Origin of the sequence: Lysinibacillus sp. KU-BSD001, from assembly GCF_042920265.1 — a bacterium.
GTDB lineage: Bacteria > Bacillota > Bacilli > Bacillales_A > Planococcaceae > Lysinibacillus_B.
This window is the reverse complement of record NZ_JBDQZI010000013.1, coordinates 120,703-127,990: the sequence shown is the minus strand read 5'-3', so window position 1 is coordinate 127,990 and position 7,288 is coordinate 120,703. Positions and strand designations below refer to the sequence as shown.

General features: G+C 38.9%; 8 protein-coding genes. 7 read left to right on the top strand and 1 reads right to left on the bottom strand.

Annotation, left to right across the window (positions count from 1 at the left end; genetic code table 11):
* Positions 1 to 243: 243 nt before the first annotated feature.
* The gene (locus AAGS61_RS16950) at positions 244 to 783 is read right to left on the bottom strand and encodes a DUF3267 domain-containing protein (RefSeq protein WP_391374541.1); all 540 of its coding nucleotides are present in this window, start codon (positions 781 to 783) and stop codon (positions 244 to 246) included.
* 167 nt (positions 784 to 950) lie between these two features.
* On the opposite strand from AAGS61_RS16950, the gene rpsF reads away from it, so the two are divergent.
* From rpsF to dnaB, 7 genes are all read left to right on the top strand, one after another.
* On the top strand, positions 951 to 1,241 hold the full coding sequence (rpsF, locus tag AAGS61_RS16945) for a 30S ribosomal protein S6 (protein ID WP_391374539.1): 291 nt from the start codon (positions 951 to 953) through the stop codon (positions 1,239 to 1,241).
* 42 nt (positions 1,242 to 1,283) lie between these two features.
* Positions 1,284 to 1,850 (top strand): single-stranded DNA-binding protein, encoded by a 567-nt coding sequence (gene ssb, locus AAGS61_RS16940; RefSeq protein WP_391374536.1) that lies wholly within the window; start codon positions 1,284 to 1,286, stop codon positions 1,848 to 1,850.
* Positions 1,851 to 1,914: 64 nt separating this feature from the next.
* Positions 1,915 to 2,151 (top strand): 30S ribosomal protein S18, encoded by a 237-nt coding sequence (gene rpsR / locus AAGS61_RS16935; protein WP_223169775.1) that lies wholly within the window; start codon positions 1,915 to 1,917, stop codon positions 2,149 to 2,151.
* Positions 2,152 to 2,427: 276 nt separating this feature from the next.
* Complete coding sequence (locus AAGS61_RS16930; RefSeq protein WP_391374532.1) at positions 2,428 to 3,366, top strand: YybS family protein; 939 nt, start codon at positions 2,428 to 2,430, stop codon at positions 3,364 to 3,366.
* A 13-nt stretch (positions 3,367 to 3,379) separates the two neighbouring features.
* A complete protein-coding gene (locus AAGS61_RS16925; RefSeq protein ID WP_391374530.1) occupies positions 3,380 to 5,353 on the top strand; it encodes a DHH family phosphoesterase in 1,974 nt (657 codons plus the stop codon).
* Positions 5,350 to 5,793, top strand: coding sequence for a 50S ribosomal protein L9 (rplI, locus tag AAGS61_RS16920; RefSeq protein WP_391374527.1), 444 nt, complete (start codon positions 5,350 to 5,352; stop codon positions 5,791 to 5,793). The genes AAGS61_RS16925 and rplI overlap by 4 nt, the downstream gene beginning before the upstream one ends.
* A gap of 13 nt (positions 5,794 to 5,806) precedes the next feature.
* Positions 5,807 to 7,162: a replicative DNA helicase gene (dnaB, locus tag AAGS61_RS16915; RefSeq protein WP_391374524.1), complete on the top strand. Its 1,356-nt coding sequence runs from the start codon at positions 5,807 to 5,809 to the stop codon at positions 7,160 to 7,162.
* The last annotated feature ends 126 nt before the right edge of the window (positions 7,163 to 7,288 follow it).

The window sequence follows — 7,288 nt, the reverse complement described above, 5'->3', positions numbered from 1 at the left end:
TAGAATACTCGAAGAGTACTTTTACTTAAAATAAGACTATAAAATACCCCTAAAAATATTAAAAATACAAAAGGCCTTCAGAATGAGACCATTCTGAAGGCCTTTTGTCGACAATCTGAAACTGTCTCCCTTTTGGGTGACAGTTTTTATTTTATGATCAAGAAGAATAGTAGTAAATATTAGAATTTTCCATAAAAATAGAACGAATGTTTGATTTTGGTGATTAAATACGATATCATCTAGTTAATCATAAACATAGAGCTTTGGTCTTTCAGGGTCGTCTTTAATGAGGGCATCTTTTGGAAATTTACGTAGCTCTTTATACATGTAGAAATCGCCGATAGCGCCAGCCATTAAAAAGGCGCCTAACATCGTGATGCCGATATGCTCATAATAAATAGCAAGCGCTGTTGGCAATACCCCTGTTACCCAAAAAGGAAGCAAAAGGGCTTTTTTCATTGCGTAATTCGCTAATGGTTTTTTCGTTGTTGCATAAGCGACACCTAATTTTAAGTTAACACCGTAGTCAAGATCAGACCATTTACAATGACCAAATAATAGAAAACCAATTAAGTGGAAGGCTTCATGTAACACAATGAGCACCATGTAGCCAATCAACCATAATAACATCCCCCAAAGACTAAAAGAAAAGTCTAATTGTTGGTGGATGATACTGTAAATGCCACAGCTTATCACCATAAATAAAATGTTTGCAATCAATGCCATCTTGGCAATGCGATTCATATTTAATTCGATGATTGTAGGTTGCTTTTCATCTACCATGCTCTCGACTCCTTTTATTAAAGCATAGCGAAAAGAGAGCTAGATATTCAAGTTGCGTTTATGTATGAGGTATGTTACAATTCATTGATGTGAGTAATACAATTTACTTACTCCTTGCTCCCTATTTTAGTAGGAGAGCCAAAGTCCATAAGGAGGTGCAAACAAAGATGAGAAAGTATGAATTAATGTACATCATTCGCCCAAACATTGAAGAAGAAGCGAAAAAAGCTTTAGTAGCTCGTTTCGACGAAATCTTAACTTCAAATGGCGCTGAAATCATCGAGTCTAAAGAGTGGGGCAAACGCCGCCTTGCTTACGAAATCAACGACTTACGCGAAGGTTTCTACCAAATCGTGAAAGTAAACGCTGGTTCTGAAGCAATCGATGAGTACACTCGTTTAGCTAACATTAGCGAAGATATTATCCGTCATATCGCAGTTCGCCAAGAAGAAAAATAATTTTTTGAACTAAAATGCTGAGAAAGAGGAGGCCTGAACCTGATGATTAACCGTGTCGTATTAGTTGGAAGACTAACGAAGGATCCTGAGCTTCGCTATACACCGAGTGGAGTTCCAATGGCGCGCTTTACAGTTGCTGTAAATCGTGCGTTTTCGAACCAACAAGGAGAGAAAGAAGCTGACTTCATCAGCTGTATTGCTTGGCGAAAGCAAGCTGAAAACTTAGCAAACTTCATGAGAAAAGGGAGTTTGATTGGAGTAGAAGGCCGCATTCAAACAGGTAGCTATGAAGGACAAGATGGTAAGCGTGTGTACACAACAGATGTTGTGGCAGACTCGGTGCAATTTTTAGAACCACGTAATAGTGGAGGAAATATGCAGCAGGGTACGCCGAATCAGCAGTATGGCGGTGGGAATTTTGGAGGCGGTCAACCGTCTTACAATAACCCGCCACAACAGCAATTTGGTGGCGCTCCACAACAGGATTTTGGTTATCAACCGCCCGTTCAGCAACCTCAAAATCAGCAAAATTATACACGTATGGATGAAGATCCGTTTGCAAATAGCAAAGGACCAATTGAAGTATCTGAAGATGATTTACCATTCTAATTAGAATCGTAAGTAATATGAGATAATTCACATCCTAAAAACTATAAAAAGGAGGACAACGCTAATGGCACCACGTCGCGGAGGCCGCAAACGCCGTAAAGTTTGCTACTTCACTTCAAACAACATTACGCACATCGACTACAAAGATGTAGATCTTTTAAAGAAATTCATCTCTGAGCGCGGTAAAATTTTACCACGTCGCGTAACTGGCACAAGTGCAAAGTACCAACGTAAATTAACTTCTGCAATCAAAGTATCTCGTATCATGGCTTTACTTCCATTCGTAGCAGAAGACAAATAAGACTTATAAATCCGATGAAATCATTTTGATTTCATCGGATTTTTTTATGGATTAGAAAGCATATTTTTTAGGAAGCCCACATAAAAAGACATCAACTCGCACCCAAATAGTGCGAGTTGTATTTTACTCATCTTTTAAATATATCATACGTTACAATCTATGCTTTTCTATGAAAAAATAGAAGCGTTTGTTCTATTTTGTTTTTTGTTCGTATGCGTAAAAGATGGTACAATAGGTGAAGTGAAAATGTTTTGAATGATAAAAAGGAAGGTTTTTATGCCAAACAATCAAACGAAAGCAATAACACAAGGGGCAATGATGATTGCGCTATTTTTAGTATTGATGGCACTTGCTTATTATGTACCTATTGTAAGTATTGTGGCATTTTTTGTCGCTCCTTTACCACTTGCTTGGTATAGTGCTACGTACAATCGGAATTTATCTATAGGTGTAACAATTGTTGCGATTGTCGCTAGTATATTTATAGGGAATATTATGATTCTTCCATTTGTGCTTATTTTAGCTACAACAGGATTAGTTATTGGGGATTGCCTACGTCAACAGAAAAGCAAGTTACATTTATTTTTAGCAACAGGAACAACGATTTTATTAACATTTGCTATTCAATACCTCGTGCTTGTTCGCTTCTTTAATGTTGATTTTATTAAAGATAGCCTTGACCTCGCGCGTAAATCCTATGAGAAATCTATGGAGTATTCAGCAAGCATTACAGGGCAGGAATTGCCACGTGAGCAAATGGATCAAATGTTTAATTTACTCGAAGTAACGTTGCCAGCAAACATTACGATTTCGATGTTTTTCCTAGCATTTCTGATGATTGCTGTGATGTTACCTATTTTAAAACGGCTTAAAATAAATGTGCCAAAGTTTGCTCCGTTTCGGGATATGCGCTTGCCACGAGCTATACTTTGGTATTATTTAATCGTTTTATCGATTAATTTATTTGTACAGCCGGAAGTTGGTTCAACACTTTATGTAATTGTGCTGAATTTATCCATGGTTCTTTGGGTATTGTTAACATTGCAAGGAATTTCATTCATTCATTTTGTAATCGATACATTTAACTATCCACCATTCTTAAAAGTGCTTTCAACCATCGTCGCAATTCCTTTGTATTCGTTCGTCCTATTATTAGGTATTATCGATTTAGGTTTTAACTTGCGTGATTGGGTAAAGGCCAAGAGTGAAAAATAAGGAGCTGATCAAAATGGGTATATTTAGGAAACGTATGATCCGATATCCGCTTTTGTATGTATCGATTTTATCGGTAGTCACAGCTGCCTTACTGTGTGTCGTAAACATCTGGATGGGCCTTATTTATATAGGCGTGGCAGGGATATTACTCTATTATGGCTGGAAAGTTGAAAAAAACATATATGTAGAAACAGAAAAGCATATTGAATCTCTCTCCTTTCGGATGAAAAAAGTAGGGGAAGAAGCCTTCTTGCATATGCCATTTGGGATATTACTAATTGATGATGAGTACAAAATTGAATGGGCAAATCCATTTATGTTGAAAGCAACAGGTGCAGAAAGTTTAATCGGTGAAGAGATTTTCCAACTATCAGATGGATTAGTCAGTATAGCAAAGCCTGAAGAGCTACGTGAAACAACTGTCACTATTGAGGAGCGAAAATATCGTGTGTACTCAAAACCCGAGGAAAAGCTGTTATATTTCTTTGATATTACCGAACAAGTAGAGATTGAGACACAATATTTTGCTGACCGTACTGTACTTGCTATTCTATTTATTGATAATTATGATGAGATTACTCAAGCGATGGATGATCAGGCGCGTAGTATCACGAACTCTACTGTTACATCTATTGTGAATGAATGGGCAGCTGAATATGGCCTCTTTGTTAAACGTGTTTCATCAGACCGTTTTTTAGCGGTATTAAATGAATCAATTTTAGCAGAGCTTGAACAAAGAAAATTCTCCATTCTAGACGATATGCGTGAAAAAACGTTACAGAAAAACTTATCATTAACATTAAGTATAGGTGTCGGGGCAGGTACACCGTCATTAATGGAACTTGGGGAGCTTGCACAGTCAAGTTTAGATTTAGTGCTTGGCCGCGGGGGCGATCAAGTAGCGATTAAACAACCAGACGGTAAATTACGTTTTTACGGTGGAAAAACAAACCCTGTAGAAAAGCGCACTCGCGTACGTGCGCGCGTCATTTCCCATGCGCTTCGCGATCTTATCCAAGAAAGTGACCAAGTATTTGTGATGGGGCATAAAAATCCTGATATGGACTCGATTGGCGCCGCTGTCGGCGTGCGGAAAATGGCTGAAATGAATCAGATAGATGGTTATGTCGTATTAAACTTCAATGAACTGAATGGTAGTGTCCAACGTTTAATGGATGAAATCGAAAGTAAATCAGAATTCTATGATAAGTTTATTTCGCCAGATGAAGCATTATCACTTATGACGCAGAAATCATTGTTAGTGATTGTCGATACACATAAGCCAACGATGGTGATTGATAGCCGTTTATTTAATCGAACTGAAAAAGTAGTCGTTATTGACCATCACCGACGTGGTGAGGAGTTTATAGATAGTCCAACACTTGTTTATATGGAGCCATATGCTTCCTCTACAGCAGAGCTTGTAACAGAGCTGTTAGAGTATCAACCAAAAAGTGCGAAGGTAACAAGCTTGGAAGCTACTTCGTTATTATCAGGTATTATTGTAGATACAAAAAGCTTTACGCTTCGTACAGGAGCACGTACATTTGAGGCAGCCTCTTATCTTCGGACACATGGAGCAGATACTATTTTAATTCAGCGTCTATTAAAAGAAGATGTAGATACGTATATCGAACGTTCAAAGCTGGTGCAAACTGTAAAGTTCGTAAAACCAGGCATCGCCGTTGCGTGTGGTGAGGATAGCCGTATATACGATTCCGTGTTAATTGCACAAACAGCTGATATTTTACTAACGATGAAGGATGTTTCGGCATCCTTTGTCATTGCCCATAGGCAGGATGGGCTAATCGGTATTAGTGCGCGTTCGCTTGGAGAGGTGAATGTCCAGCTTGTTATGGAGAAATTGGGTGGCGGTGGCCATCTGACAAACGCTGCTACACAAATGGAAGCAAACTCGATTGATGAAGTGAAGGAATACTTAACAAATGCTATTATAGAGATAGTAGAAGGGAGTAATGAGCAATGAAAATAGTATTTTTACAAGATGTTAAAGGAAAAGGGAAAAAAGGTGAGATCAAGGACGTAGCAGAAGGGTATGCACGTAACTTCTTAATTAAAAACGGTCTTGCGAAGGAAGCAACAAATCAAGCATTAAGTGAGCTACAAGGTCAAAAACGCCTTGCGGAGAAAAATGCAGCAGCTGAATTACAAGCGGCAAAAGATTTAAAAGAAAAAGTAGAGCAATTAGAAGTAACAATCAAATCAAAATCAGGTGAAGGTGGTCGCCTATTTGGGGCTGTTTCTACAAAGCAAATTGCAGAAGCATTACAAAAAGAACATGGTATTAAAGTTGATAAACGTAAAATGGAGTGCGATGGTATCCGTTCTTTAGGATATACAAATGTACCAGTGAAGCTTCACCAAGAAGTGAAAGCAACATTAAAAGTACATGTAATCGCAGAATAAGGAGCATACAACAATGAACGAATCCATGATGGAACGCGTTCCACCGCATAACCATGAAGCAGAGCAATCGGTTATCGGTGCTATCTTCCTTGAGCCTCAAGCATTGATTACAGCGTCTGAAATTTTAATGCCAGATGACTTCTATCGTACTGCTCATCAGAAAATTTTCCAGACGATGATTAACTTAAGCGATCAAGGAAAGGCGATAGATGTTGTAACAGTCACAGAAGAGCTTTCTGCTAAAAAAGAGATTGAGGATGTAGGTGGGCTCTCTTATTTATCAGAGCTTGCGAATGCGGTACCGACAGCCGCGAATATTGCACATTATGCAAAAATCGTTGAAGAAAAAGCATTGCTTCGACGTTTAATCCGTACAGCTACAAAAATTGTAGAGGACGGTTATACACGGGAGGACGAGGTTGAGGCGCTTTTATCAGAAGCTGAAAAGAAGATGATGGAAGTTGCCAATCGTAAAAATGCGGGTGATTTTAAGCATGTAAAAGACGTACTCGTGCAAACGTATGACAATATTGAACAGTTACAATCACGCGAAGGGGATGTGACAGGCATTCCGACAGGTTTCCGTGATTTAGACCGCATTACAGCAGGGTTCCAACGTAATGATTTAATTATTGTAGCCGCTCGTCCTTCTGTAGGGAAAACTGCCTTTGCCTTAAACATTGCGCAAAGTGTTGCCGTAAAGGCACGTGAAAATGTTGCGATTTTCTCACTGGAGATGGGCGCGGATCAGCTTGTGATGCGTATGCTATGTGCGGAAGGGAATATTGACGCACAAGTGTTACGAACAGGAGCTTTGCAAGAAGAAGATTGGCGCAAACTTACCATCGCGATGGGAAGTCTCTCTAATTCGGGTATTTACATCGATGATACGCCAGGTGTACGTGTCAATGAAATCCGAGCTAAATGCCGTCGTTTAGCACAAGAGCATGGGTTAGGGATGATTTTAATCGACTACTTACAGCTTATTCAAGGGAGCGGCAAGCCGGGAGAGAACCGTCAACAGGAAGTATCCGAAATTTCCCGTTCCTTAAAGGGATTAGCGCGTGAGTTAAAAGTACCTGTTATTGCATTATCACAGCTATCTCGTGGGGTAGAGCAACGTCAAGATAAGCGTCCGATGATGAGTGACTTACGTGAGTCAGGGAGTATTGAGCAAGATGCTGACATCGTTGCGTTCTTATACCGTGACGATTATTATGATAAAGAATCTGAAAGTAAAAACCAGATTGAGATTATTTTGGCAAAGCAACGTAACGGTCCAACGGGTACCGTGACGCTTGCATTTAAGAAAGAATACAATAAATTTTTAGATGTGGATTGGTCACAAATTCAACCACCTTCAGAATAGGCTTTATAGTATAAATTTGATAGACACGAATATTAATAACCTTACATAGGTGTTAATGTTCGTGTTTTATTGTTGACGACATAAAAAAAAGCCTGTTAAAATAAGATTGTTCATTAAAGTACGAAT